At 59.8% G+C, this 23,573-nt stretch carries 25 protein-coding genes; 5 read left to right on the top strand and 20 right to left on the bottom strand.

The features are described 5' to 3' along the window. Nucleotides 1–12: 12 nt before the first annotated feature. From ACR0DJ_RS14190 to ruvC, 15 genes are all read right to left on the bottom strand, one after another. Complete coding sequence (locus tag ACR0DJ_RS14190) at nt 13–1,689, bottom strand: formate--tetrahydrofolate ligase (RefSeq protein WP_170344980.1); 1,677 nt, start codon at nt 1,687–1,689, stop codon at nt 13–15. A gap of 144 nt (nt 1,690–1,833) precedes the next feature. Further along, nucleotides 1,834–2,430 (bottom strand): MOSC domain-containing protein, encoded by a 597-nt coding sequence (locus tag ACR0DJ_RS14185; RefSeq protein WP_480685361.1) that lies wholly within the window; start codon nt 2,428–2,430, stop codon nt 1,834–1,836. A 98-nt stretch (nt 2,431–2,528) separates the two neighbouring features. Then, on the bottom strand, nt 2,529–4,442 hold the full coding sequence (ftsH, locus tag ACR0DJ_RS14180) for an ATP-dependent zinc metalloprotease FtsH (protein ID WP_257600215.1): 1,914 nt from the start codon (nt 4,440–4,442) through the stop codon (nt 2,529–2,531). A gap of 75 nt (nt 4,443–4,517) precedes the next feature. Further along, nucleotides 4,518–5,777, bottom strand: a complete 1,260-nt coding sequence (gene tilS / locus ACR0DJ_RS14175) for a tRNA lysidine(34) synthetase TilS (RefSeq protein WP_480685359.1) — start codon at nt 5,775–5,777, stop codon at nt 4,518–4,520. Beyond that, nucleotides 5,768–6,592, bottom strand: coding sequence for a tol-pal system protein YbgF (gene ybgF / locus ACR0DJ_RS14170; protein ID WP_170344976.1), 825 nt, complete (start codon nt 6,590–6,592; stop codon nt 5,768–5,770). Before ybgF ends, tilS begins: the two co-directional genes overlap by 10 nt. A gap of 4 nt (nt 6,593–6,596) precedes the next feature. Next, nucleotides 6,597–7,097, bottom strand: a complete 501-nt coding sequence (gene pal / locus ACR0DJ_RS14165; protein ID WP_480685358.1) for a peptidoglycan-associated lipoprotein Pal — start codon at nt 7,095–7,097, stop codon at nt 6,597–6,599. Nucleotides 7,098–7,169: 72 nt separating this feature from the next. Continuing rightward, nucleotides 7,170–8,489: a Tol-Pal system beta propeller repeat protein TolB gene (gene tolB, locus ACR0DJ_RS14160; RefSeq protein WP_480685357.1), complete on the bottom strand. Its 1,320-nt coding sequence runs from the start codon at nt 8,487–8,489 to the stop codon at nt 7,170–7,172. Further along, on the bottom strand, nt 8,486–9,589 hold the full coding sequence (locus ACR0DJ_RS14155) for an energy transducer TonB (protein ID WP_480685356.1): 1,104 nt from the start codon (nt 9,587–9,589) through the stop codon (nt 8,486–8,488). The genes tolB and ACR0DJ_RS14155 overlap by 4 nt, the downstream gene beginning before the upstream one ends. Nucleotides 9,590–9,598: 9 nt before the next feature. Further along, nucleotides 9,599–10,075 carry a protein TolR gene (tolR, locus tag ACR0DJ_RS14150; RefSeq protein ID WP_152457226.1) on the bottom strand — a complete coding sequence of 159 codons (477 nt, stop codon included), beginning with the start codon at nt 10,073–10,075 and terminating at the stop codon, nt 9,599–9,601. A 2-nt stretch (nt 10,076–10,077) separates the two neighbouring features. Beyond that, entirely contained in the window at nt 10,078–10,773 is a 696-nt protein-coding gene (gene tolQ / locus ACR0DJ_RS14145) for a protein TolQ (RefSeq protein ID WP_480685355.1), read from the bottom strand. Nucleotides 10,774–10,882: 109 nt separating this feature from the next. Continuing rightward, a complete protein-coding gene (gene ybgC, locus ACR0DJ_RS14140; protein ID WP_425079792.1) occupies nt 10,883–11,266 on the bottom strand; it encodes a tol-pal system-associated acyl-CoA thioesterase in 384 nt (127 codons plus the stop codon). Beyond that, entirely contained in the window at nt 11,263–11,886 is a 624-nt protein-coding gene (locus ACR0DJ_RS14135) for a hypothetical protein (RefSeq protein WP_171666060.1), read from the bottom strand. The genes ybgC and ACR0DJ_RS14135 overlap by 4 nt, the downstream gene beginning before the upstream one ends. A 63-nt stretch (nt 11,887–11,949) precedes the next feature. Beyond that, on the bottom strand, nt 11,950–12,969 hold the full coding sequence (ruvB, locus tag ACR0DJ_RS14130; RefSeq protein ID WP_171117487.1) for a Holliday junction branch migration DNA helicase RuvB: 1,020 nt from the start codon (nt 12,967–12,969) through the stop codon (nt 11,950–11,952). A 4-nt stretch (nt 12,970–12,973) separates the two neighbouring features. Continuing rightward, entirely contained in the window at nt 12,974–13,651 is a 678-nt protein-coding gene (gene ruvA / locus ACR0DJ_RS14125; RefSeq protein ID WP_170344968.1) for a Holliday junction branch migration protein RuvA, read from the bottom strand. Continuing rightward, entirely contained in the window at nt 13,648–14,145 is a 498-nt protein-coding gene (gene ruvC, locus ACR0DJ_RS14120; RefSeq protein ID WP_170344967.1) for a crossover junction endodeoxyribonuclease RuvC, read from the bottom strand. Before ruvC ends, ruvA begins: the two co-directional genes overlap by 4 nt. Nucleotides 14,146–14,478: 333 nt before the next feature. On the opposite strand from ruvC, the gene ACR0DJ_RS14115 reads away from it, so the two are divergent. Continuing rightward, entirely contained in the window at nt 14,479–14,694 is a 216-nt protein-coding gene (locus ACR0DJ_RS14115; RefSeq protein WP_170344966.1) for a DUF1127 domain-containing protein, read from the top strand. Nucleotides 14,695–14,795: 101 nt separating this feature from the next. Here the strand turns inward: ACR0DJ_RS14115 and ACR0DJ_RS14110 are convergent, their stop codons facing one another. The 4 genes from ACR0DJ_RS14110 to ACR0DJ_RS14095 all read right to left on the bottom strand — a co-directional run bounded on the left by ACR0DJ_RS14110 (nt 14,796) and on the right by ACR0DJ_RS14095 (nt 19,694). Next, the gene (locus ACR0DJ_RS14110; protein WP_257600209.1) at nt 14,796–15,140 is read right to left on the bottom strand and encodes a hypothetical protein; all 345 of its coding nucleotides are present in this window, start codon (nt 15,138–15,140) and stop codon (nt 14,796–14,798) included. A 101-nt stretch (nt 15,141–15,241) separates the two neighbouring features. Beyond that, complete coding sequence (locus tag ACR0DJ_RS14105) at nt 15,242–16,120, bottom strand: 50S ribosomal protein L11 methyltransferase (protein WP_425079796.1); 879 nt, start codon at nt 16,118–16,120, stop codon at nt 15,242–15,244. A 66-nt stretch (nt 16,121–16,186) separates the two neighbouring features. Then, complete coding sequence (locus tag ACR0DJ_RS14100) at nt 16,187–17,419, bottom strand: MFS transporter (RefSeq protein ID WP_480685354.1); 1,233 nt, start codon at nt 17,417–17,419, stop codon at nt 16,187–16,189. Nucleotides 17,420–17,498: 79 nt separating this feature from the next. Beyond that, nucleotides 17,499–19,694 carry a primosomal protein N' gene (locus tag ACR0DJ_RS14095; protein ID WP_480685353.1) on the bottom strand — a complete coding sequence of 732 codons (2,196 nt, stop codon included), beginning with the start codon at nt 19,692–19,694 and terminating at the stop codon, nt 17,499–17,501. A gap of 88 nt (nt 19,695–19,782) precedes the next feature. On the opposite strand from ACR0DJ_RS14095, the gene fsa reads away from it, so the two are divergent. The 4 genes from fsa (at nt 19,783) to ACR0DJ_RS14075 (ending at nt 23,022) form a co-directional block, all read left to right on the top strand. Next, nucleotides 19,783–20,436, top strand: coding sequence for a fructose-6-phosphate aldolase (gene fsa / locus ACR0DJ_RS14090; RefSeq protein ID WP_117869747.1), 654 nt, complete (start codon nt 19,783–19,785; stop codon nt 20,434–20,436). A 197-nt stretch (nt 20,437–20,633) separates the two neighbouring features. After that, nucleotides 20,634–21,341, top strand: a complete 708-nt coding sequence (locus tag ACR0DJ_RS14085; protein WP_425079799.1) for a DUF484 family protein — start codon at nt 20,634–20,636, stop codon at nt 21,339–21,341. Then, on the top strand, nt 21,338–22,258 hold the full coding sequence (locus tag ACR0DJ_RS14080; protein ID WP_257600206.1) for a tyrosine recombinase XerC: 921 nt from the start codon (nt 21,338–21,340) through the stop codon (nt 22,256–22,258). The genes ACR0DJ_RS14085 and ACR0DJ_RS14080 overlap by 4 nt, the downstream gene beginning before the upstream one ends. Before the next feature lie 68 nt (nt 22,259–22,326). Continuing rightward, nucleotides 22,327–23,022, top strand: a complete 696-nt coding sequence (locus ACR0DJ_RS14075) for a CDP-alcohol phosphatidyltransferase family protein (protein WP_170344959.1) — start codon at nt 22,327–22,329, stop codon at nt 23,020–23,022. A gap of 21 nt (nt 23,023–23,043) precedes the next feature. On the opposite strand, the gene ACR0DJ_RS14070 is transcribed toward ACR0DJ_RS14075, so the two are convergent. Then, nucleotides 23,044–23,511 (bottom strand): hypothetical protein, encoded by a 468-nt coding sequence (locus ACR0DJ_RS14070; RefSeq protein WP_170344958.1) that lies wholly within the window; start codon nt 23,509–23,511, stop codon nt 23,044–23,046. Nucleotides 23,512–23,573: the final 62 nt, after the last annotated feature.

Here is a 23,573-nt window from a genome sequence, read left to right as displayed (position 1 = left end):
TTATTCAGCAGCTTAGAACAAGCCCTCGATCTCACCTGCGTCATTGAGGCAGATGGTTTCAGCAGCCGGTTTGCGAGGCAGACCGGGCATGGTCATGATCTCGCCGCAGACGACCACGATGAAACCGGCGCCTGCGGACAGGCGAACTTCACGCACCGGAACCGAATGGCCGGTGGGCGCACCGCGCAGCGATGGGTCGGTCGAGAAGGAATACTGCGTCTTGGCCATGCAGACCGGCAGGTTGCCGTATCCGGCTTCTTCCCATTCACGCAGCTGGTTGCGGATCTTGTTGTCGGCCAGAACTTCGTCAGCGCGGTAGATACGCTTGGCGATGGTTTCGATTTTCTCGAACAGAGGCATTTCGTCGGGGTAGATCGGTGCGAAGTTCGCGGTGCCACCTTCGACGATTTCGACGACTTTCTCGGCCAACGGGGCAGACCCTTCGGAACCCAGCTCCCAGTGACGCGACAGAACCGCCTCGACGCCGTGCTCGCTGCAATAGTCTTTCACCGCCTGAACTTCGGCATCGGTATCGGTGACGAAGTGGTTGATGGCGACGACAACCGGTACACCGAAGGACTTCACGTTCTCGATGTGACGGCCCAGGTTGGCACAGCCTGATTTGACGGCTTCAACGTTTTCCGCACCCAGATCAGCCTTGGCCACGCCACCGTTCATCTTCATCGCGCGCACGGTGGCGACAAGAACAACTGCCGACGGAGCGATGCCCGCCTTGCGGCATTTGATGTTCATGAACTTCTCGGCCCCCAGATCCGCACCGAAACCAGCTTCGGTCACGACATAGTCGGCGACTTTCAGAGCGGTCTTAGTCGCGATGACCGAGTTACAGCCATGCGCGATGTTCGCGAACGGGCCGCCATGGACGAAGGCCGGGTTGTTTTCCAGCGTCTGCACCAGGTTCGGCTGCATTGCGTCCTTCAGCAGAACGGTCATTGCGCCTTCGGCCTTGATGTCACGGCAGTAGACCGGGGTCTTGTCGCGGCGGTAAGCGACGATGATGTCACCCAGACGCTTTTCCAGGTCTTTCAGGTCGTTCGCCAGGCAGAGGATCGCCATGACCTCGGACGCCACGGTGATGTCAAAACCTGCCTCACGCGGAAAGCCGTTCGACACACCACCCAGGCTGGCGGTGATCTGACGCAGGGCTCGGTCGTTCATGTCGACCACACGACGCCATGCGACGCGGCGGGTGTCGATCTCCTGCTCGTTGCCCCAATAGATGTGGTTGTCGATCATCGCCGACAGCAGCGAGTGCGCCGAGGTGATGGCGTGGAAGTCACCGGTGAAGTGCAGGTTCATCTCTTCCATCGGAACAACCTGCGCGTAACCGCCACCCGCGGCGCCGCCCTTCATGCCGAAGTTCGGGCCCAGCGAGGCTTCGCGGATACAGATCATCGCGTTCTTGCCGATGCGGTTCAGGCCGTCACCCAGACCCACTGTGGTCGTGGTCTTGCCCTCACCTGCCGGGGTCGGGTTGATTGCAGTCACGAGGATCAGCTTGCCGTCTTCGCGGTCCTGCACCGAGTTGATGAAGTTCTGGCTGACCTTCGCCTTGTCATGGCCGTAAGGCAGCAGATCCGCAGAGTCGATGCCGATCTTGGCACCGATTTCCTGAATCGGCTTTTTGTTCGCTTCGCGGGCGATTTCGATATCGGATTTGTAGCTCATTGGCCGGGGTCCTTGATTGAATACCGTGCAAAACCGACGCGGGGCGTCGGCGCTGTGCATTCCATACCCTTGTGTACAATCCCGATAGCCATGGATTCCGACATTCTGGCGTCGCGAAGCGTCGTAAGTTCGTTTCAGGGGTTTCTAATCGGAAACAAGCCCTTTTTCACAAGCCCAGGCAGGTTGATCGGGAATAAACAGTTTCAACCGATCCCCCAGTTGAATGCGCCCCGGACGTTCGACCCATCCGGTGATGCCCCGACGCCCGACCGCCGCAGGTTTGAAAGCCGCACCATGCCCCGGTTGATCCGCTTCGATCTCGCGCCCCGGCAGAACGCAAGGGGCATTTTCCATGTCCACTGTTATCGTCATCCCACTTTTTGCCTGAAGACGTGAAGACGGGGGGATATGTGAGAAATCCGGGATCCCGCGCAGCACGATGGAAGCCCCAAGATAGGACGGGTCAAGCTGGTCCAACCCCATGTCCCGGGCAATCTGCTGCAACTCCTCCTCGGACAAAACTGAAAGCTGACGCACATTGCGAATTTCAGTGCCTTTCGGGTAGAGGTTCGAGACCCTGACACAGGACGCCCGATTGTGTCCCTCGTGGCGCTCACCCTTCACATCGTCAAAGCCCAGATCCAGCGTGTCAACAGCCTTGGCCCGCAAGGAGGTTCCCGCAGGAACAAGGCCAAGCCAGACGGTTTCGGCGGCAAACTCGGTTTCGCGCAAAAATGGCATAGCCTTCCCTTTTCGATCTTTTTCTTGCGCGCATATTGCCCGGCAAAACACCGATGAAAAGAAAAAAGACCCGGACTATGCGCCGGGTCTTTTTTTGACTATGCGGAGGGTTCAGGCTCCATTCCGCCATCGGGCGGAGATTTCTTGGCCTTTGTCTTGGGAATGGCCGTGACACTGGGCGCGCTGCCTTCATCCGGCTTGTCGCCTTCGTCATCCTCGCTGGGTGATTCACCATTCATAACGCGCTTGATCTCATCCCCAGTCAGGGTTTCGTATTCAAGCAGACCCTGCGCCAGGCGTTCCCATTCTTCGTGCCGTTCGGTCAGAATCTGGTGCGCGCGCTCATAACCCTGCTGAATCAATCGCTTCACCTCTTCTTCGATCAGCTCTTTCGTATGGGCGGAAACCGAGAACCCTGCGGTGTTGCCCTGATAGCCTTCATGAGCCTCGGCATAATCGATGTTGCCGACCTTGTCCGACATTCCCCAGCGCATCACCATGGCACGCGCCAACTGGCTGGCCTGCATGATGTCCCCGGCCGGGCCGTTCGAAACGTGGTCTTCACCGTATTTGATAACCTCGGCGGCCTTGCCGGCCATGGTCATGGCCAGCTTTTGCTCACACTCATCACGGTGGTAGTTCAGGCGATCCATTTCAGGCAGCGAAACAACCATACCCAGCGCACCACCGCGCGGAATGATCGTGGCTTTGTAGACAGGATCGCACAGCGGCAGGGTCAGACCGACAACGGCATGCCCCGCCTCGTGATAGGCGGTCTTTTCCTTCTGGTCCTGTGTCAGCACCATCGAGCGGCGCTCGGCGCCCATCATCACCTTGTCCTTGGCGTTCTCGAAATCTTCCATGGTGACAAAGCGGCGACCCACGCGGGCGGCCATCAACGCGGCCTCGTTCACGAGGTTTGCCAGATCAGCCCCCGAAAAGCCCGGCGTACCGCGCGCAATGATGCGCAGATCGACATCGGGCCCCAAAGGTGTCTTGCGCGCGTGTACGCCCAAAATCTTCTCGCGGCCTTTGATGTCGGGGTTGCCGACGGTCACCTGGCGGTCGAACCGGCCGGGGCGCAGCAGCGCCGGGTCCAGCACGTCCTTGCGGTTGGTCGCGGCCAGGATGATGACGCCTTCGTTGGCCTCAAAGCCGTCCATCTCGACCAGAAGCTGGTTGAGGGTCTGTTCGCGTTCGTCGTTACCACCGCCGTAACCGGCGCCACGATGGCGGCCCACGGCGTCGATCTCGTCGATGAAAACGATACAGGGCGCATTCTTCTTGGCCTGTTCAAACATGTCCCGGACACGGGATGCACCGACGCCGACGAACATCTCGACAAAGTCGGACCCCGAAATGGTGAAGAACGGCACACCCGCCTCACCCGCGATGGCTCGGGCCAGCAATGTTTTACCGGTACCCGGAGGGCCGACCAGCAGCGCGCCTTTCGGGATCTTGCCGCCAAGGCGGCTGAACTTCTGCGGATTGCGCAGAAACTCGACGATCTCTTCCAGCTCTTCCTTGGCTTCGTCGATGCCTGCGACGTCGTCAAATGTGACGCGGCCATGCTTTTCGGTCAGCATCTTGGCCTTCGACTTGCCAAAGCCCATCGCACCGCCTTTGCCGCCGCCTTGCATCCGGTTCATGAAATAAACCCAGACACCGATCAGCAGCAGGAAGGGCAAGAGCGTGATCAGGAAAGACTGGAAGCCCGACTGCTGTTGCTTGACCGCCTGAACCGGGATGTTCTCATCGATCAAAAGCTTGGTGACCTCGGCGTCGCCGGGTTTGATCGTGACGTAAGTCGCACCGCTTTCGGTGGTATAGCGGATCTGTTCGCCGTCCAGTGTCACGTTCTTGACTTCACCGCTTTGCACGGCGCCGACAAAGTCGGAGTAAGTTCTTTCATTGCTCTGAAGCGTTCCGCCTGGTCCACTGAACAGATTGAACAGTGCAAGGATCAGCAGAAACAGAACGACCCAAAACGCGATATTGCGAGCGTTGCCCAAGGAAATTCTCCCAAAAGTTCCGGCAGGTGAGGAACTGCCAAGTTACCTCTTAAAATAGAGAGGATTGTGGTATGTTCAATGCGATAAAAAAGATGCGTGGAACTCGGGCCATTCCGGCGTCATGTCCGCGCGCCATCCGTTCGCGAATCCCGCAAGCGGAGCGGCCAGCACCGCGCCCCCCTTCCAGACCGCGGGCGTCGCGCTCAAGGCCAGCCTGGGGCGGCCTGTTTCGCGCCATTCGGGCACCTGTCGCAGCCCCTCTTCACCCAAAGCGCGGATCTTGGCACCGGAAATCTCGGGCCCGGCCAAGACCCATTTGCCATCCCAAGCTTCGTCAGGTGCCGAAACCCGAGCCTCCACGGCCTTGAATTCCCTGCAAATCCAAACACTCATCCCTTCTGGCACCAACAGGCAGCCGCTGAGCGAACCCGCCCGCCCGTCGGTTATGGCCTTCATGGCCTGCTCGACCGCCGCCTGACGCGGGGGATATCCCTGCCCTGCGATCCAGGCAATGCATCCTACCAATACGCGGCGTCGGATTTCCTTGGGTAATGCGGTAAAACCGGCCCTGTCCACCCTTACGTCGCCTTGTTCGACCTGGGCGACCTTCCCTGCGGATTCCTGCGCAAAAACACCCAGGGCTGCATGGGCCTGCGCCAGATTGTCGGCCACTCGCGACAGTGAAAGCGCGTCAATTCCCAGAGGTTTGAGGCCGGACAAGGCCTCTCGTGCCTTGATCCGGTCGAAACGAGGGTCCTGATTCGACGGATCTTCGACCCATGTTGCGCCGATACCGGACAGGTAGGTTCGCAGGTCCTTTCGGGTGATCCCCAGCATAGGTCGCAGCAATGTCACACCTTCCCGTTGCCGACTTGCCGACATACCGGACAGTCCCGTGACACCTGATGAACGACCCAGTCGCATCAACAACGTTTCCGCCTGATCATCCGCTGTATGCCCCAACGCGATGGCCTCGATTCCGCGCTGTTGCGCCCAACCGGCAAGCAGGCTGTAACGCGCCTTGCGGGCCTCATCCTGAACATTGCCGGATCCGTCCCAACCCGCCCAATGAAAAATGTCATGCGGCAACCCCAATGCAGCGGCCTGGCGGGACACTGTCACGGCCTCCTGCGCTGCGCCGGGGCGCAAGCCGTGATCGACTGTGGCCACAAAAAGGGTGATCTCTTCGTTTTGGGCGACTTGATGCAAGAGATGCATCAACGCAACGGAATCCCCACCGCCCGAGACCGCCACGCCCAGTTTACGCGGAAGCCTTTCGGGAAGCCGGGCGCGAAGTTCTGCAAGCAGGTTTTCGCCGTGTCGTTTCAAGAACACCCCAGCGCAGACATCTCTTGCGTCGCAGCCGCAAACGCCGGTGCGGATGGAAAGCGCACGCCAACTTCATTGAGCGTGATGCAGGCCTGATCGGTCTGCCCCAGACGCCCCAGCGCCGCGCCCAACTCGAACAGGGCCTCGGGGGCAAATGCTCCTTCGGAATCTCCGGTAAAGCTTGCCAAGAATGCCCGTGCCGCTTCGCGGGTGTCGCCAAGACCTTCAAGCGCATGACCCCGTTTCAGATTCGCTTCGGGCGCCAGAGGGCTGCCGGGATAGTTCGCGTCAAACTGCGCAAACAAATCAGCCGCAGTCTGGTAATCGCCATCGGCCAGTGCTTGCGATGCCGCGTCGAAATCCGCCCGCTCGCCCACGGCCAGTTCACCCTGATCGGTTTGAGATGGTGTGGCAGGCGTGATGACGGCCGTACCTACATCTGCGTCCTCTCCGCCCAGTGTGCTGGTCGGTTCGCCTGAAATCTCACAATTTGCCTCCAGCTCGCACAGGCGGAACTCCAGATCTCCGATGCGATTGGTCCCGTCCGAGACAATGTTCTGCACACGCTGGTTCAGCTGCTCGGTCTGACGGGTCAGGCGTTGCAGTTCCGCTTCAATGGCGTCAACCCGTTCGAGAATCGAACTGCCGGACAGGTTTGGCGCGGGCGATCCTGTGGTGGAAAACTCGCGCTTCAGACGCTGAATTTCCACATGCAGCACCGTCAGCTCCTGACGAATGTCGGCCAGGGTCTGTTGATCCTGTGCCTGTGCAACACCGGCCGTCGCCATGACTGCCGCCAATACCCATCCTGCCATACGCATCGTCTTACCCCAGCGTTGATCCGGTCAGCACCGTCACTGCGCGGCGGTTTTTGGAATAGCACTCCTCGGTGCTGCAAATCTCAATCGGGCGCTCCTTGCCGTAGCTGACGGTTTTGAGACGGTTGCCTGCAACACCGCGCGAAATCAGATACTCCCGAGCGGCATTTGCGCGACGCGCACCCAGCGCAAGGTTGTATTCGCGGGTGCCCTGCTCGTCCGCGTGACCTTCGATCGTGGCAACGAAATCCGGATTGGCCAGAAGCCAGTCCGCTTGCCCTTGCAACACGGTCTGCGCCTGTGGTGTCAGGGTCGACTGGTCCACTGCGAACAGAACACGATCTCCGACGGTCTGCTGGAAATACGCAGGCGAACGCGGGTCACTGGGCGAGCCCGGTACGATCGCGCCAGTGCCACCGGAACCGCCCAATGCGGATGGGTCATTGTTCGTACAGGCGGCGATCACACTCAGCGCGCCCCACGCCAGGACTTTGCTCAATACATTCATTTCAAGTGCCTCGTGTTTTGATTATTGCCGCCTGTCTACCACAGCGACGATTCGTTGTGAACTTTGCTGCGATCAATTCTGTAGTGGGCCCCATGACGGATCACTGCCGCCATCCGGGGTACGCACAGGGCGCAGGTTGCGACCCGAGATGTCCACCGAATACAGCGAGGCCCGGCCACTGGCACCTTGCGTTTCACGGGTGAACATGATGACGCGGCCATTGGGCGACCAGGTTGGGCCTTCATCCAGAAACGAGGCGGTCAACAAGCGTTCCTCTGATCCGTCCGTGCGCATCACCCCAATGTGGAAGCGGCCCTGATTTTGCTTGGTAAAGGCAATCAGATCGCCGCGCGGCGACCATACCGGCGTGCCGTAACGACCTGCGCCAAAGCTGATCCGCGTTGCCTCGCCGCCATTCGCGGGCATAACGTAAAGCTGCGGCGTACCAGAACGGTCGCTTTCAAACACGATCCGGCTGCCATCCGGCGAATAGCTGGGTGCGGTTTCAATCGCCGGAGTGTTGGTCAGACGGGTGCTTTTCCCCGAGGCCAGATCCATTTTCCACAGATCCGTGTTTCCGCCTTGAATCAGAGAATACACGATCGACCGGCCATCTGGCGAAAAGCGGGGCGAAAAACTCATGGTTCCGTCCTGCGTCTTCAGCTCCTGCCGTTTTACGCGGCCCACGTCCAGAACATAGATGCGCGGGCTGCCGCTTTCATAGCTGGTGTAAAGCAAACGATCGCCGGTAGGCGAAAAACGCGGCGCCAGAACGATTGCGGCACTGTCAGTCATGTACTGCACATTCGCCCCGTCATAATCCATGATCGCCAGTCGCTTCAGGCGCTGGTTTTTCGGCCCGCTTTCCGAAACGAAGGCCACACGGCTGTCGAAATACCCGCCCTCACCTGTGATCCGGCTATAAACTTGGTCCGCCACCTTATGCGCCATACGCCGCCAACCTTCGGTGGTACCCGCCAGTTGCAACCCATTGCCCAGTTCCTGACCCGAAAACACATCCCAGACCCGGAACCGAACCGTAAGGTTCTTGCCCGAAACATTGACCGCCCCCGTGATCAGCGCATCCGCATTGATCGCTTTCCAATCGGCAAACTGAACCGGAGCTTCGAAACTGCTGACCGGACTGATGAAGGCATCCGAAGAGATCTCGCGGAACAACCCCGTTCCCGTCAGATCAGCCGCCACCACGCGCGAGATGTCCTGTGCATATTGCGACGCTGACGGGCCATCGGGGACAAAGTTCGGTACCGCAAAGGGCAAGGGTTCGATAATGCCCTGGTCCAACTCCAGTCGCAGGGGACCGTTCTGTGCAAGAACCGGCGCAGACATCAGCGTCAGGCCGACAAAGAGGCTGGTCAGAAGTTTCATCATTTGATCCGCATCCTCTCGGGATTGAATGTAATCTCAACATCCTGCCAATGAGCGTATTTGTCAGCAGGCAAGTCATATCCTCTGGCCCCGCAGCGCAAAATCGCGCGCCGGGCGGCCTGATAGGCCTGATTGGCCGCGCCAGCAGACCCACCAGAACTGTCCAGCATCCGAATGCTGCCATCCACAACCGTACCATCACGGTTCAGCGAAAAAGCCACAACGACCACGGTGCTCAGCGCATCCGTAGACAAAGAGCCCACGTTCCAGCATTTGGACACGGCCAGTCGCATTGCGTCCTTCTCGCCGCTGGTCAGCGGTGGGCCGGAAGGCTCGGTTCCGCCGCCCAAAGCTTCGGCCAGAGCGTCATTGATCGCGGCCTCGTCGGCCTGCGCGTCAGGTTCAGGTGCCGCCTCGGGCGTCTGCGCCACAACAGGTTCGGGCGGTGGGCTTGGGCGGTTCGGACGCACCCGCGGTCGCGGTGACGTAAGCGGAGACTGCTCTTTGGTTTCCTCTGCCTCGGTCACGATTTCGGGGGCCGCTTCTTCCGGCGCAGTCTGATCCTGTTGTTCCTGCTGAACCTCGGCGCCTTCGTCCAGAGACACCGGCGGCGTTTCGAAATCATCCGGTTTTGCCTCGGGCGGTGGTGGCGCTATGGCCTCGGGGGCGACACGATCCGACGGGCGCGGCTGCGCCTCGGGCCCTGGTGGCACAGGCTGTGCAACAGGTTCGACCTCGGGCTCTGTCAGTACCGGCGGCTCATCCGGCACGTCCGGTTCCGGCGGCGCTTCGACGATAACAGGAGCGGGCTCAGGTTCGGGTTCGGCGGGCACGACGGGTTCAGGGCGCGGCTGTTCCTCGACTACAGGTTCGGGCGGCTTGGTCTCAGCCTGTGGTTCGGGCGGCTGTTGCAATGCCGTCGGCACCTCCTGGATCGCAGGCGCATCCCGCTGCGCCGTCATGGCCGCGAATTGTTCAGCGGTGATCACGGTCACATCCTGTACGGCCATCGGCAACGGCTCGGACCGGAAGGTGCCGCTGAACAGCGCCGCTCCGATCAGGCTGACATGCGCAATCGCCGAAATCTTGGTGCCGGTATCCACCGTGCGGCCTCACTCTCCACCTTCATCCAGCGTCGGCCCGCCCGTATCGGTCACAAGCCCAACGTTGGAAAACCCGCCTGCGTTCAGTGCACCCATGACCTGCATGACCTGCGCGTAAGGAATCGCGCCATCGGCGCGCAGGAAAACCCGGTCACTGCTCCGCTCTGCGGCGATGGCACGCAGTTTGCCGATCAGCTCTTCGCGCAACACGTCAGTTGTTTGAATTTGCACCCGTCCATCTGCCGTCAGGGTCACGGTCAACGGTTCTTCATTGTCACCGGGCAAAGCACTGGCAGCGGTCTTGGGCAGATCCACCGGAACACCGACGGTCAGCAGTGGCGCGGCCACCATGAAGATAATCAGCAAAACCAGCATGACATCCACAAACGGGGTCACGTTGATCTCGGCCATGGGCTGCGCGCGACCGCGACGTCGACCGCGTCTGCGCCCGTTTCCACCCGAGGATTGCTGAACCGCCGCGCCCATTGTCAGCTGTCCAACTGGCGCGACAGGATGGTGGCGAATTCATCGGCAAAGGCTTCGTACCCGCCCACGATGCGGTCACAGTCTGCACTGAGCTTGTTGTAAAAAATTACTGCCGGGATCGCCGCCAGAAGGCCCAGCCCCGTCGCCATGAGGGCCTCGGCAATACCTGGGGCCACGACCGCCAGGTTGGTATTCTGCTGCTCTGCGATTTCGATAAAGGCATTCATGATGCCCCAGACGGTACCAAACAGGCCGATGAACGGCGCAGTCGATCCAACCGTGGCCAGAATGGGCAGACCTTTCTGCAAAGTCTCTGCCTCTTTCGCAATGGCCACATCCATGGACCGGTCTATCCGCGCGGTCGCTCCGGCAATCAATCCCCCGTCATTTCGGTGCGACCTGCGCCATTCAATCATGCCGGCAGCAAAAATCTTTTCGGAACTGCCATCCGGCTGGGTTCCGATCTGCTCGAACAACTCGTCCAAAGGGCTGCCGGACCAAAAGCTCTCGTCAAATGCCTGCGCCTCGCGACGGGCCGCGCGGTAATTGATCAGCTTCTGGATGATGATGCCCCAGGACCAGATGGATGCGCCGATCAGCATCAACATCACCAATTTGACGATAAAGGTCGCGCGGGCATACAGCCCCCACATGGAGAAATCGATCTCCTGCGCCAGCGCCAGCGTTTCAGCTTCCATGAACCTGCTCTTTGTTTTGCCTGACGGCCGTTTGTTTGGCCTTGTTTTGCCAAACGCTAACGCAGTTGGGGCTGAAATGCCAACAGAACCACCCCTGAGACGCAAATTGTTACATCAATGCGCGAATCTCTGCCGGAAGCCGGATCGGCCTGCCGTCCTTGTTGATGCAAACGGCAGTGACCGAGGCGCGAAAAATCTCGGTCTCGCCACGCCGGACCAGCTGCGCCATGGTCAGCCGCACACCCGAGATTTCCGTGACTTCGGTTTCAACGATCAACTCGTCATCAAACCTGGCGGTCGCAAGGTAATCGGCCTCGACCCGCCGCACGACCCACACAATGCCCTCTTCCCGCATCGCGTTCTGGTCATTGCCCAGATTGCGCACCCAATCCGAACGCGCACGTTCGATATACCGCAAATAGTTCGCGTGATAGACGACGCCCCCCATGTCGGTGTCTTCATAATATACGCGAACCGGATAGGTATGTTTCATTGCAGTGGCTCCAGCCGGGCAAACAACCTGAGCGCATGAGACGCATCCTGCGCAGAACCCGGCAAAACCGGATCATAGGCTGCCCGAATCAACGCAGCAATATCGGGGCGCAGGATCGTCATTTCACCTGCCACAGCCAACGGAGATTGCGTCCGAAACGCAGTATCGGACCAAAGCAGGATGGTCTGCACCACCTGGCTCAGCGCCAGCGTTTCCGCCGGTATCTTGGACAACTGCGTGTCCATGCGCAGAAAAACAAAAGCCGCTCGGATCGCGCCATCTTCTTCGAACCGGAAAATGCGGTACTGGTTTGCATCCGCTTCAACCAAGCGCCCGACCAACGGTGCCAGTTCGGGAATCAGACGATCAAGATCCGGCACGTCCAGCAGCTCTTGCCAATCCCGAAAGAAGAAGATCATGCAGTTGGCACCAAGCTCGGGGTCGGTTTCGGCCATTTTGTGACCGGCCAAGGTGACAACCGCCTCGAAGGCACCCTTCACAGTGGACAGCGTTTCATCTTCAACACCAAACACAATCGGCACGATCGGCCGCCCCCAACGCGCAAACAGAAACTCACCGCTTTCGCGCGTGAACAGCGCCTCAATCTCTTCCGGTGTCACGCCCCGCCCTTCATCTTTTCGAAAATACTCTCGCCGAAGGCATAAATTTTCCAAGCGCAAGCTTCAACCAAACAGATCGCTCTGCCGCTTGGGCGCAGCCATTCCCAAATGCGTCCAGGCCTTCTGCGCCAACATCCGCCCACGCGGTGTTCGCTGGATCAACCCCTGTTGCAACAGATAGGGCTCGATCACTTCTTCCAGCGAATCCCGGCTTTCCGATAGCGCCGCCGACAAGGTCTCAATCCCAACCGGCCCGCCGGCATAGTTTTCGGCGATCAGTTTCAGATAACGCCGGTCGGCGCCATCCAGCCCCAGTTTGTCTACACCCAGGCGCGTCAGTGCGCCATCCGCAAGACCGCGCGTGATCCGCCCATCCCCTTCGACAATGGCGAAGTCCACCACCCGGCGCAGCAGACGTCCGGCGATGCGCGGTGTCCCGCGCGACCTGCGCGCAATCTCGCGTGCGCCCTCATCATCCGCCGGAGCGCCGAGTTTCCGCGCGTTTCGGGTTACGATCTCATGCAGCTCGTCCACGGTGTAGAACTGCAACCGGGTCGGAATACCAAACCGGTCGCGCAAAGGTGTGGTCAGCAAACCCATGCGCGTCGTGGCCCCGACAAGCGTGAAGGGTTGCAACTCGATCCGTACGGTTCGCGCAGCGGGCCCCTCGCCGATCACCAGATCAAGCTCGAAATCTTCCATCGCGGGGTAAAGCACCTCTTCCACCGCCGGGTTCAGGCGGTGGATTTCGTCGATGAACAGGACATCACGTGCTTCGAGATTGGTCAGGATCGCAGCCAGATCACCCGCTTTCGCCAGAACCGGCCCGGACGTCATGCGAAAATTCACCCCCAGTTCACGCGCCATGATCTGCGCCAGCGTCGTCTTGCCCAACCCCGGAGGGCCATGGAACAACGTGTGATCCATCGCCTCGCCCCGTTGGCGGGCAGATTGGATGAAGATGCGCAGATTGGCGCGTGCCTCGGCCTGACCGATGAACTCATCCAAGCCCTGCGGGCGCAATGCGCGGTCGTTGTCCTCGGGCAATGGGTCCGGGCGCACAGTGGGATCAGCGTCTACCATTCATTCAGCCTTTCGGAGCCAGCAATTGCAGGGCAGCACGGATCAAACCCGCTTCGTCTGCATCCGGGTTGTTGGCGGCCGCCTCGGCAACCGCGGCTGCTGCATCCGACGGCCCATAACCCAGATTGGACAAGGCTGACAGCGCACCCGCTGATGCCGCAGCGGCCCCGGAGGCCGGTTTTGGCGTTCGCTTCGCAACAGGCGCTGCCTCGACAGGCTCGACAACTTCGATCGAAGGGCCATCCATAGCATCGGTCACCGTGCCACCCATGGCCATGACGCCCGGCGCCTTGTCCTTGAGGTCCAGAACAATCCGCTGCGCCGTTTTCGGCCCCACGCCTTTCGCCGCCTTGACCGCCGCCCAATCTCCCAGTGCGATTGCGCGGCTGACACCGTCCGGCCCCAGCGCGCTGAGGATCGCCAGAGAGACTTTCGCTCCGACCCCCTGAACCGAGCACAAAAGGCGGTGCCATTCCTTCTCGACCAGCGAGAGAAAGCCATAAAGCTGCATCAGGTCCTCGCGCACGACCATATCCGTATAGATCGAAACCGCCTCGCCCACACCCGGCAGTGCGGCCATGGTCCGATCAGAGCAATAGACGATGTAGCCAACGCCACGCACATCGATCAGCACGTGATCCGCCGCGCGGTAGTCCAAGCGACCTGTCAGTTTGCCAATCATGCCCGCACCTCTTTCACACGCACCTGTTGCGTCTTGCCGTAATAGGCATGGCAGATCGCAATCGCCAGAGCATCTGCCGCATCCGGCCCTTTGGGCTGACATCCGGGCAATTGCAGTTTGACCATGTGCAGCACCTGCTCTTTCTCGGCATGACCCACACCAACCACGGTCTTTTTGACGCGGTTGGGTGCGTATTCCCCCACCGGCAATCCGGCCTGTGCCAGCGTCAGCAGCGCAACACCCCGCGCCTGGCCCAGTTTGAGCGTACCGGCGCCATCCTTGTTCACAAAGGTCTGTTCGATGGCCGCCTGGTCCGGTCGGTGATCGGCGATGACTTCGACAATCTGGTTGTGAAGAGACAGCAGCCGCTCACCCAGATCATCCCCATCCGACTTGCACAAACCGTTGGCCACATGACTCAGGCGGCTGCCATTTGATTCGATGACGCCCCACCCCAGGGTCCTAAGCCCCGGATCAATGCCCAGAATTCGCATGTTTTGCCTCGGCCTGCTCGGGTTCTGTGATCTTTTTCCAACGCCTAGCACGAAGCGTGAACATTTTCCAAGCGAATTGACCCAAGGCCTGAAAACGACACACCTGTCCCATGGGCGACTCAACGCGCCATTTGCGACTTCAAAAAGTCTGAATTCGACACTTTTGTGAACGCGTTTTCACCAATTTTTTAAGGGGATTTCAGCCTTTTCGAGCATTGCAGGAAACGCATAGGACACATGCAAAAACTGAACTTGTGCAGGTGATTTGGCGGCACTAGATGCCGGGCAGATCGCAAGACTGCAAAGTGAACACCAACCAGAAGGAAACAGGATATGGCTGCACTGGACACCACCCGCTTCGCCTCCACTGGCTCGTTCGGCCTCGTTGGCCGTATCGGCGCATTTTTTGTATCGGCCGTGAACGCCGCCGTCGAATGGAATGACGCCCGCGTTACCCGCAACGCGCTGACCGGTCTGAGCGATCGTGAACTGGAAGATATCGGCCTGTGCCGTGGCGACATCGACGCCATCGCTCAAGGTCGCCGGTAATACCGACCACCACTCGCATTCGCCCCTACTTCCTCCCTTAAGGGGCAAACAGAAACACCGCGCGCCCCAGGCACGCGGTGTTTTTTTCCGAAAACCGAGATTCAGTACATAATCTTGTTGAGTTGGGCGGCAATCGCCTGTGACACCGGGTCGATCTGCATCACCCAGGCACCTGCTTTTTCGACCGATGTGCCTTCGTTCAAACTGTCGATCCGGTATTGGTATCCGGTCGGGCCAAGGCTGGACAAAAGAAACGCTTTGAACGCTATGACACCCAACAGCGTAAGCAACAGCACCCTGGCCGGCACTGCCGAGCTTACCCGCTGCGGTTTCATGACGACCAGACCATCCCTGCGCATCGTCGCGCGATAGCCACGGCTCATCTTTTGATGTTTTTTGTTCAGGCGATTAACGCGCTGAGTGAACTCCAGTTGTTTACCCGTCATGGCAGCCTCCAAAAACCGCCCCCCTCGACTTCAGTCAGAAAACGGTAAAAAGAGATTACGACAAAAACGTGGCAAAATTCCACAAAACTCCTGCAAATGGCCTAGTTTGCGCCCTGTTTCATTAAGATTAGGGTCGTCCACTCACCAATCTCATCCCTATGAGCAAGATTGAACTCATTTTGAGAATAAACGGACACCACATCATCGGCCTGTTCGTTGAGGATCCCCGACAGGATTGCATACCCTCCGGGACGCAGATTCGCCGCGATTTCCGGCGAGAGGGCGACCAGAGGACCTTTGAGAATATTGGCAAAGATCAGGTCGTAGGGCGCGTGAGCCCTGAGATCGGGGTGATCGAAACCCGCGGCTTCCACGCACTGCACGGCACCGGACATCCCGTTCGCCTTGAGGTTGGCTTCGGCCACGTCAACGGCCACTTCATCAATGTCGCTGGCAATGATGTCACCGTCCCAGACCCGGGCTGCGGCCATGGCCAGAACGGCGGTGCCGCAGCCGATATCCGCCACTTTCGTCGCGGTGAAGCCTTCGTCCAGCAATCTGTCAAAGGCCTTGAGGCAACCCAACGTCGTACCATGGTGGCCGGTGCCAAAGGCCATTGCGGCCTCGATCAGCAAAGGGATGCGGCCTTCGGGCAGCTTGTCGGCATCATGGCTTCCATAGACAAAGAAACGCCCCGCCTCGACGGGCGCAAGCTCGCGTCGCACATGCGCAACCCAGTCGGTTTCCGGCAGCTCTGAAACAACAAACGGTTTGGCGTCGAATGCCGCGGCCAAAACCGCCAGTGCGGTTTCGTCCGGGGCTTCGGTGAAATATCCGCCGACCTCCCACAGGCCGGATCCGTCTTCGACCTCGAACACACCAACGCCGGTTGGTTCCGGCTCCAGACGTTCCATCGCCTCGCCCAGACCTTCGGCGGCCTTCTTACCTGTCAGCGTCGTCAGTGCGGTGAATGTGGGCATTGGGGCCTCCTGTCTCGATTGACACCGCGCCTAGGACGCCGCGCCGTCAAGGTCAAGCGCCGAGGCCTATTCCGCAGGGGCCGGAGCGTATTTGGTCAGGATGGTTTCGTTGCCCGGCTCGGGGTGACGCGGGATCAACAGGGACAGCAGCAGCGAAACGATCGCCATCGCCGTGGCCAGGCCAAACACGGCGCCCGGCGACACGACCCAAAGCAGGCCAAGCAAAGCGGGCAAAAACACCGCCGCAATATGATTGATCGTGAAGGCCACCGCAGCGGTCGGCGCGATATCAGCAGGGTCGGCGATTTTCTGGAAATAGGTTTTCAACGCCAAAGCCAGCGCAAACAGCACGTGGTCGATCACATAAAGGGTCGCCGCAAGCAGAACACCCCAGCCGAACCAATAGATGCCGCCATAGGCTGCGAACACGATGGCCAGACCGGTGTATTCGAATATCAGCGTGCGCCGCTCACCGAACTTTGCAACCGCCTTTCCCAGCAATGGGGCGGCCATCATGTTGATCATCAGGTTGATCAGGTAAAGGCTGGTGAGCTCATGCACTTCAAAGCCGAATTTCTCGACCATCATGAACCCGGCAAAGACGACAAATATCTGCCGCCGCGCGCCTGCCATGAACTGCAATGCATAATACAGCCAATACCGGCGGCGCAGGATCAGCTTCTTGGTCTGCGGCGTGGGCGCATCGAATTGCGGATAGGCGAACAGACAGAACAGGGCCAGCGCAGCCGTAACACCACCCGACGCCATGAATACAAAGTTGTAGGACAGATCAAAGCGATCCCAGGTCAGTACGATCAGCCCATACACCACCATGGTCGCCGCCGATCCCATCGCAACCAGCCATCCCAGCACCTGCGGAGCACGATCCTTGGGCAGCCACTGCAATTGAAGCGACTGGTTCACGGTCTCGTAGTAATGGAACCCGATCGAGCTGAACAAGGTCACGAAAAGCAACCCGCCCAGGCTGGGGAACCAAGCGGTCACCGCCGTTGCGACACCAAGCATCATCAGAGAGATCATCGCCAGCACCTGCTCGCGAATGAAAATGATGACGGCAATCACGCCAACCGCCAGAAACCCCGGAATCTCGCGCACGGTATGCAGCAGACCGATATCCGCGCCATCAAAATTCGCCACCTCAATAACGAAGTTGTTCAGCAGCGCGCTCCATGCGTTGAACGCAATGGGCATGGTCAGCGCCATCATGAACAACAGCGTGATGGGGCGGCGCCAGAACGGCAGGCTCTTAGCCTCGGCAAGGGGCATGGGTTTCAGCATGAGCCCCCTCTACGCCCATTTCACCGCTTTGGCGAGAGGGAAGCGGTCCGCGCACAATCACCCTGCACAGATGCAGAGGTCAATAAAAATTCTGTGGGTCAATATCGACGGTCAGACGGATATCACCCTTCAGACGCAATGGGGCGATCCAGCGGGCGATGGCATCCTGAATCGGCGCCCCTTTCGGGGCTTTCACCAACAAGCGTACTCTGTGGCGGCCACGTATACGTGCGATGGGTGCCGGCGCCGGGCCAAAGACCTGAGCGCCGATCTGCGTCAAAGGTGTATCGTTGCGTGCCATTGCATTGCCGATATCGAAAACCGGCCCGACCTCGGGGCCCGACAACACGATCCCGGCCATGCGACCATAGGGCGGCACGCCTGCCGCCTGCCGACCCGCTGCCTCGGCTTTCCAGAACCCTTCCTCGTCACCCGACAGGATGGCCCGGATCACCGGGTGTTCCGGTTGAAATGTCTGCAACAACGCCTGCCCCGGCTTGTCCGCCCGTCCCGCGCGCCCGGCCACTTGCCGCATCAATTGAAACGTACGCTCAGCCGCGCGCAGGTCCGCGCCATGCAGGGAAAGGTCAGCGTCGATCACACCGACCAATGTGAGTTTGGGAAAGTTGTGGCCCTTGGCCACCAGCTGCGTACCGATGATAATATCGGCATCCCCGGCGGCGATCTCTTCAATCTTGGCCTTCAAGGCCCGCGCCGAACCGAACAGATCAGAGCTCAGCATCGCGATGTTTGCCTCTGGGAAGGTCGCCTCGGCTTCTTCCGCCAGCCGTTCGATCCCCGGCCCGACCGGGGCCAGCTTGCCTTCCACGCCGCAAGAGGGGCAGGCTTCGGGCATCGGCTTGGTTTCACCGCATTGGTGGCACATCAGCCGCTTGAGAAACCGATGCTCGACCATGCGTGCGTCGCAATGATCACAGGCGATCTGCTCACCGCAGGCCCGGCACAACGTGACCGGCGCATAGCCACGGCGGTTGATGAACAATAGCGATTGTTCGCCTTTTTCAATCCGCTGCTGCACCGCTTGCCGCAAAGACGAAGAAACCCACGTTCCGGGCGTCATCTGTTCGGCCCGCATGTCGATGGGCTTCATCTCGGGCAATACGGCCGCTCCGAAGCGCGAGGTCAGGTCGAGCCGTTCATATTTGCCGGCCTCGGCATTGGCCCAGCTTTCCAGCGAAGGCGTCGCACTGGCCAGAATCACCCGCGCGCCACAGATCGCCGAGCGCAGAACTGCCATGTCACGGGCGCTGTAATGCACGCCGTCTTCCTGTTTGTAGGACGTGTCGTGTTCTTCGTCGACGACCACCAGCCCCAGATCGCGGAATGGCAGAAACAGCGCCGACCGGGCGCCCACAACCAGTTGCGCATTCCCCTGTCCGACCATCCGCCAGACCCGGCGCCGTTCCGTCATGGTCGCGCCGGAATGCCATTCCGCCGGGCGCGCACCGAACCGCGCCTCGACCCGGGTCAGAAATTCTGCGGTCAGGGCAATCTCGGGAAGCAGAACCAAGGCCTGCCGCCCCATGCGCAACGCCTCGGCCACGGCCTCCAAATAGACCTCGGTCTTGCCGGAACCGGTAACGCCTTTCAGCAGCGTGGTGCCGTAATCGCCGGTCCGCTGCCCGGCCTGAAGCCGTTTGACCGCCGCTGCCTGATCCGCGGTCAGGTCTTTCCCGGGCAGGTCCGGATCAAGATGCGGATAAGGCAGGTCGCGCGGGCTGTCCTCTTCGCGCACGGCGCCTTGTTTGACCAACCCCTTGACAACAGATGACGTTACACCTGCCTGTTCGGCGAGTTCCTTCAAGGTAAAGGCCAGCCCGCCATAATCCCGCAATACCTCCAGAACCCGGTTCCGGGCATCGGTCATTCGGTCAGGTTCAGTATCCCCCAGCCGGTAGACCTTGCGCATAGACGGCGGATCGCCCAGGCCCGGTGCCCGCGTCGCCAGACGCAGCATCGCAGGCATTGGCGTCAGAGTGTAATCGGCAACCTTCTCCAGAAACACCCGCATTTCTTCACGCATCGGAGCAACTTCGAGAACCCGGATCACCGACCGCGCCTTGCTCAGATCAAAACCACCCTGCCCTGGCCCCCAGACCACCCCCAGCACCTTGCGCGGGCCCAAAGGAACCTCGACAAACGCGCCCAGAACGCACCCGCCTTCGGGCGCTTTGTAATCCAGCGTCCGGTCAAGCGGCTGCGTTGTCAGCACCGCAACCAGCTCTCCTTGGTCGAAAAATCCGTTAGCGCTCACGGCATGTCCTTCGCAGGGGGTTCCAGCAGGGGTCTCTTTGAGGTAAAGCCATCCGCGACCAAGGCCAACCCATCAAAGGACTGCCCTCATGAAATTCTTCGTAGACACAGCCGAAATCGACGCCATCGCCGAACTGAACGATCTGGGCATGGTGGACGGCGTAACCACCAACCCTTCGCTGATCCTGAAATCGGGTCGCGACATTCTGGAAGTAACCAAAGAGATTTGTGAGCTGGTCGACGGCCCGGTATCGGCAGAGGTTGTCGCTACCGAAGCTGACGACATGATCGCCGAAGGCCGCAAGCTGGCCAAGATCGCGCCGAATATCGCCGTGAAGGTTCCGCTGACATGGGCGGGCCTGAAAACCTGCAAAACGCTCAGCGACGAAGGCCAGATGGTCAACGTGACCCTCTGTTTCTCGACCAATCAGGCGATTCTGGCTGCAAAGGCGGGCGCGACATTCATCTCGCCATTCATCGGACGGCTTGACGATATCAACCTCGACGGCATGGACCTGATCGCAGACATCCGTCAGGTCTATGACAACTACGGGTTCGAGACCGAAATTCTTGCCGCATCGATCCGTACCGTCAACCATGTGACCGACAGCGCCCGCATCGGGGCCGACGTGATCACCGCGCCGCCTGCCGTCATCAAGAAACTGGCCGACCATCCGTTGACGGACAAAGGTCTGGAAACCTTCCTCGCGGACTGGGCCAAAACCGGCCAGAAGATCCTCTGATCCCAGACCCGACCGCGCGGTGCCGAAAGGCGCCGCGCCCGGCCCAACGGCCAAATGCCTGATCTGTGATCAGGCATGGCGGGCGGGAGCCCCTGCGCCACAGCATGCAAGGAATCCCACCCTTGCATGCATTTTTTCCAAGGCAAATCCGGACCGGCATGTTATAAGCCGCGACAACAAAAAAGACCGGACGGAACATGAGCAGCAATCCCAAACTCGAGGATAACCTCCGCGCGGCAATTCTGGCCGAGCCGGATGTCGTGCTGGACGACAAAGACCTGATGCAGGCGCTTGTCGCAGCCAACGAGCAAGCACGCGGCGACAACGTGATTGACCTGCGCGGCATTGCGATGCAACGGCTCGAGGCCCGGCTGGATCGTCTGGAAGACACCCACCGTTCCGTCATCGCCGCGGCCTATGAAAACCTTGCGGGCACCAATCAGGTCCACCGCGCCATTCTGCGATTGCTGGAACCTGTCGAGTTCGAAGATTTCCTGCGCACGCTGGGCGCCGATGTGGCGGACATCCTGCGCGTCGACAGCGTTACGCTGGTTCTGGAAACCACCGTGGTTCAGAACGATCCTGCGATTGACACGCTGGGTGGTGTCCTGACGATCGCGGAACCCGGCTTCATCGACCGGTATCTGACCATTGATCGCGGTGGCCCCGCACGGGACGTGATCTTGCGGGAAATCCATCAGCCAAGCCGCCGCATTTTCGGGTCACAGGCCGATCAGCTTCGTTCCGAGGCCTGCCTGAAGCTTGACCTCGGGGCCGGTCGTCTTCCGGGCATGATCGTCATGGCAGCCCGCGACCCGCGGCATTTCACTCCGCAGCTGGGCACCGATCTTCTGGCCTTTTTTGCCGGCGTATTCGAACGCTCGATGCGCCACTGGCTGTTGTGAGCCTGATCTCACCCGCCTGCCGCGACGCGCTTCAGCATTGGCTGGACAGCCTCGGCGCACTGGCCGGACGATCCGAGAACACGCAAAACGCCTATCGAGGCGATGTCGTCGAGTTTCTGTCGTTCATGACCCTGCATCACGCCGAACGGCATGGCCTGAAAGCGCTGGAACGGATCACGGTGTCGGATATGCGCGCCTGGATGGCGGATCAGCGCGGCGCAGATGTCAGCGCGCGGTCTTTGGCGCGCAAACTGTCGGCGGTCAAAAGCTTCTACCGTTGGCTGGCAGAGCGTGAGGGGTTCGAGCCCACCGCCGTTCTGTCCACCCGCGCGCCAAAATTCACCAAGAAACTGCCCCGTCCACTGGCCGAAGACGCAGCCCGCGCCATGATCGATACAGTGGAACTGCAATCCACGTCGGACTGGGTCGCAGCCCGCGACGTCGCGGTTGTCACGCTGCTTTATGGATGCGGACTGCGCATATCCGAGGCACTGTCCCTGACCGGTTCGGACGCACCTTTGCCCGCCACGCTGCGCATCGTCGGCAAAGGCGACAAAGAGCGGGTCGTACCGGTTCTTCCCGCGGCTCGGGAAGCGGTCGACAGATACCTGAAGCTATGTCCCCATCCACAAGCACAGGACAAAGCCCTGTTTCGCGGCGTCCGAGGAGGGGCACTGAACCCGCGCGCGATCCAAGGGGTCATGGCCAAGGCACGTATGCAATTGGGCCTGCCATCTACTGCAACGCCCCACGCCATGCGGCACAGCTTTGCCACCCACCTGCTTACAGCCGGAGGCGACCTGCGTGCCATTCAGGAACTTCTGGGCCACGCCTCCTTGTCGACGACGCAGACCTATACGGCAGTGGACACAGCGCGGTTGATGGAGGTCTACAACCGCGCGCATCCCAAAGCCTGACTTACCCATCATTCGAAAACCCGGGCTTTTGGTTTGCATCTCGGACGCGCATCGGTCATGACGCTTGCATGACACTCAGATTTAAAGCTCTTTCCGTTCATCTCTTCACTGCAACAGGCGCTGTTTTTGCCATGCTGGCCATGCTGGCTGCCGTCGAAGAGAAATGGAGCCTTATGTATCTTTGGCTGGTCGTGTCTTTCATCGTGGACGGTATCGATGGCCCGCTGGCGCGACATTATCACGTCAAGCACAACGCGCCCGAGTTCGACGGCGTTCTGCTGGATCTGATCATCGATTACCTGACCTATGTGTTCATCCCGGCCTTTGCCCTGTTCAAGTCGGGGCTGATGGACGGCTGGACCGGATGGTTCGCGATCATCGTCATCACCTTTGCCAGTGCGATGTATTTCGCGGATACACGCATGAAGACCAAGGACAATTCCTTTTCCGGCTTTCCCGGGTGCTGGAACATGTTCGTCATCGTGATCTTCGCGCTGGAGCCGAATTTCTGGATCATCCTGCTGCTGGTCACGCTGCTGTCGCTGGCCATGTTTCTGCCACTGAAATTCGTTCATCCCGTCCGCACCGAGCGCTGGCGCAGCCTGACCTTGCCGATGGCGCTGGCATGGACGTTCTTCGCGGGTTGGGCCGCCTGGGTCGATTTTCACCCCGAAAGCTGGGCCCATTGGGGGCTGGTCATCACCAGCCTGTACCTGACCTTCGCAGGCATCGCCCAACAGGTTGTTCCGCAGCGCCACGCCTGACGCAGCGCTGCCCGTCCCGTTTTACAGAACGTCCTGAACCTCGAATTCGGTGCCGTTATGGGTAAAGACGTCGCCCTTTTGCAGACCTGCCATCGCCAGATAAATCGGGCTTTGGGTTGAAATGCCCATATAGGTCTTGCCGTCCACCTCGAACCGCGTCGTCGAAACACACACGACAAATCTGCGGTTGTTGAACTTGATCACGGCACCCGGCTTGACCGTGTCGGTCAGACTGAAATCGGTGTTTTCGATGACGTCAATCTTGGCATGATGCGCATGGACCGGGGCGTCAAAGGCAGCCGCCAGATCGGCGTTCTCACGCGATGCGGCAATGTCATCCTTGTCGTGACCTTCCCGGTCGTCCAATTGAGCATCTTTCAAAAACGCGTCGTAATGCGCCTGCGCTGTTGCAAGCTCTTGCGCTTCAAGCGACATCAACCGGTCGATAATGGCCTTCTTGCGGGCTGCACGGTCTTGTTCAGTGGTCATGCAATGCGGTCCTTCAAATTCAGCAACGGTTACAAGTTGTGTCTGCAAAAAGCGGATTGCAA

The sequence above is a fragment of the Ruegeria sp. BF10 genome, from assembly GCF_056538725.1.
Note: the sequence above shows the minus strand (reverse complement) of the source record. Positions and strands in the feature narration are given on the sequence as shown.

Coding starts and splice junctions, on each gene's coding strand:
- ACR0DJ_RS14190 (WP_170344980.1), bottom strand. CDS start 1,689: ATGAGCTACAAATCCGATATCGAAATCGCCCGCGAAGCGAACAAAAAG.
- ACR0DJ_RS14185 (WP_480685361.1), bottom strand. CDS start 2,430: ATGCCATTTTTGCGCGAAACCGAGTTTGCCGCCGAAACCGTCTGGCTT.
- ybgF (WP_170344976.1), bottom strand. CDS start 6,592: ATGCGTATGGCAGGATGGGTATTGGCGGCAGTCATGGCGACGGCCGGT.
- pal (WP_480685358.1), bottom strand. CDS start 7,097: ATGAATGTATTGAGCAAAGTCCTGGCGTGGGGCGCGCTGAGTGTGATC.
- tolB (WP_480685357.1), bottom strand. CDS start 8,489: ATGATGAAACTTCTGACCAGCCTCTTTGTCGGCCTGACGCTGATGTCT.
- tolR (WP_152457226.1), bottom strand. CDS start 10,075: ATGGGCGCGGCGGTTCAGCAATCCTCGGGTGGAAACGGGCGCAGACGC.
- tolQ (WP_480685355.1), bottom strand. CDS start 10,773: ATGGAAGCTGAAACGCTGGCGCTGGCGCAGGAGATCGATTTCTCCATG.
- ybgC (WP_425079792.1), bottom strand. CDS start 11,266: ATGAAACATACCTATCCGGTTCGCGTATATTATGAAGACACCGACATG.
- ruvB (WP_171117487.1), bottom strand. CDS start 12,969: ATGGTAGACGCTGATCCCACTGTGCGCCCGGACCCATTGCCCGAGGAC.
- ruvA (WP_170344968.1), bottom strand. CDS start 13,651: ATGATTGGCAAACTGACAGGTCGCTTGGACTACCGCGCGGCGGATCAC.
- ruvC (WP_170344967.1), bottom strand. CDS start 14,145: ATGCGAATTCTGGGCATTGATCCGGGGCTTAGGACCCTGGGGTGGGGC.
- ACR0DJ_RS14115 (WP_170344966.1), top strand. CDS start 14,479: ATGGCTGCACTGGACACCACCCGCTTCGCCTCCACTGGCTCGTTCGGC.
- ACR0DJ_RS14110 (WP_257600209.1), bottom strand. CDS start 15,140: ATGACGGGTAAACAACTGGAGTTCACTCAGCGCGTTAATCGCCTGAAC.
- ACR0DJ_RS14105 (WP_425079796.1), bottom strand. CDS start 16,120: ATGCCCACATTCACCGCACTGACGACGCTGACAGGTAAGAAGGCCGCC.
- ACR0DJ_RS14100 (WP_480685354.1), bottom strand. CDS start 17,419: ATGCTGAAACCCATGCCCCTTGCCGAGGCTAAGAGCCTGCCGTTCTGG.
- fsa (WP_117869747.1), top strand. CDS start 19,783: ATGAAATTCTTCGTAGACACAGCCGAAATCGACGCCATCGCCGAACTG.
- ACR0DJ_RS14085 (WP_425079799.1), top strand. CDS start 20,634: ATGAGCAGCAATCCCAAACTCGAGGATAACCTCCGCGCGGCAATTCTG.
- ACR0DJ_RS14075 (WP_170344959.1), top strand. CDS start 22,327: ATGACACTCAGATTTAAAGCTCTTTCCGTTCATCTCTTCACTGCAACA.
- ACR0DJ_RS14070 (WP_170344958.1), bottom strand. CDS start 23,511: ATGACCACTGAACAAGACCGTGCAGCCCGCAAGAAGGCCATTATCGAC.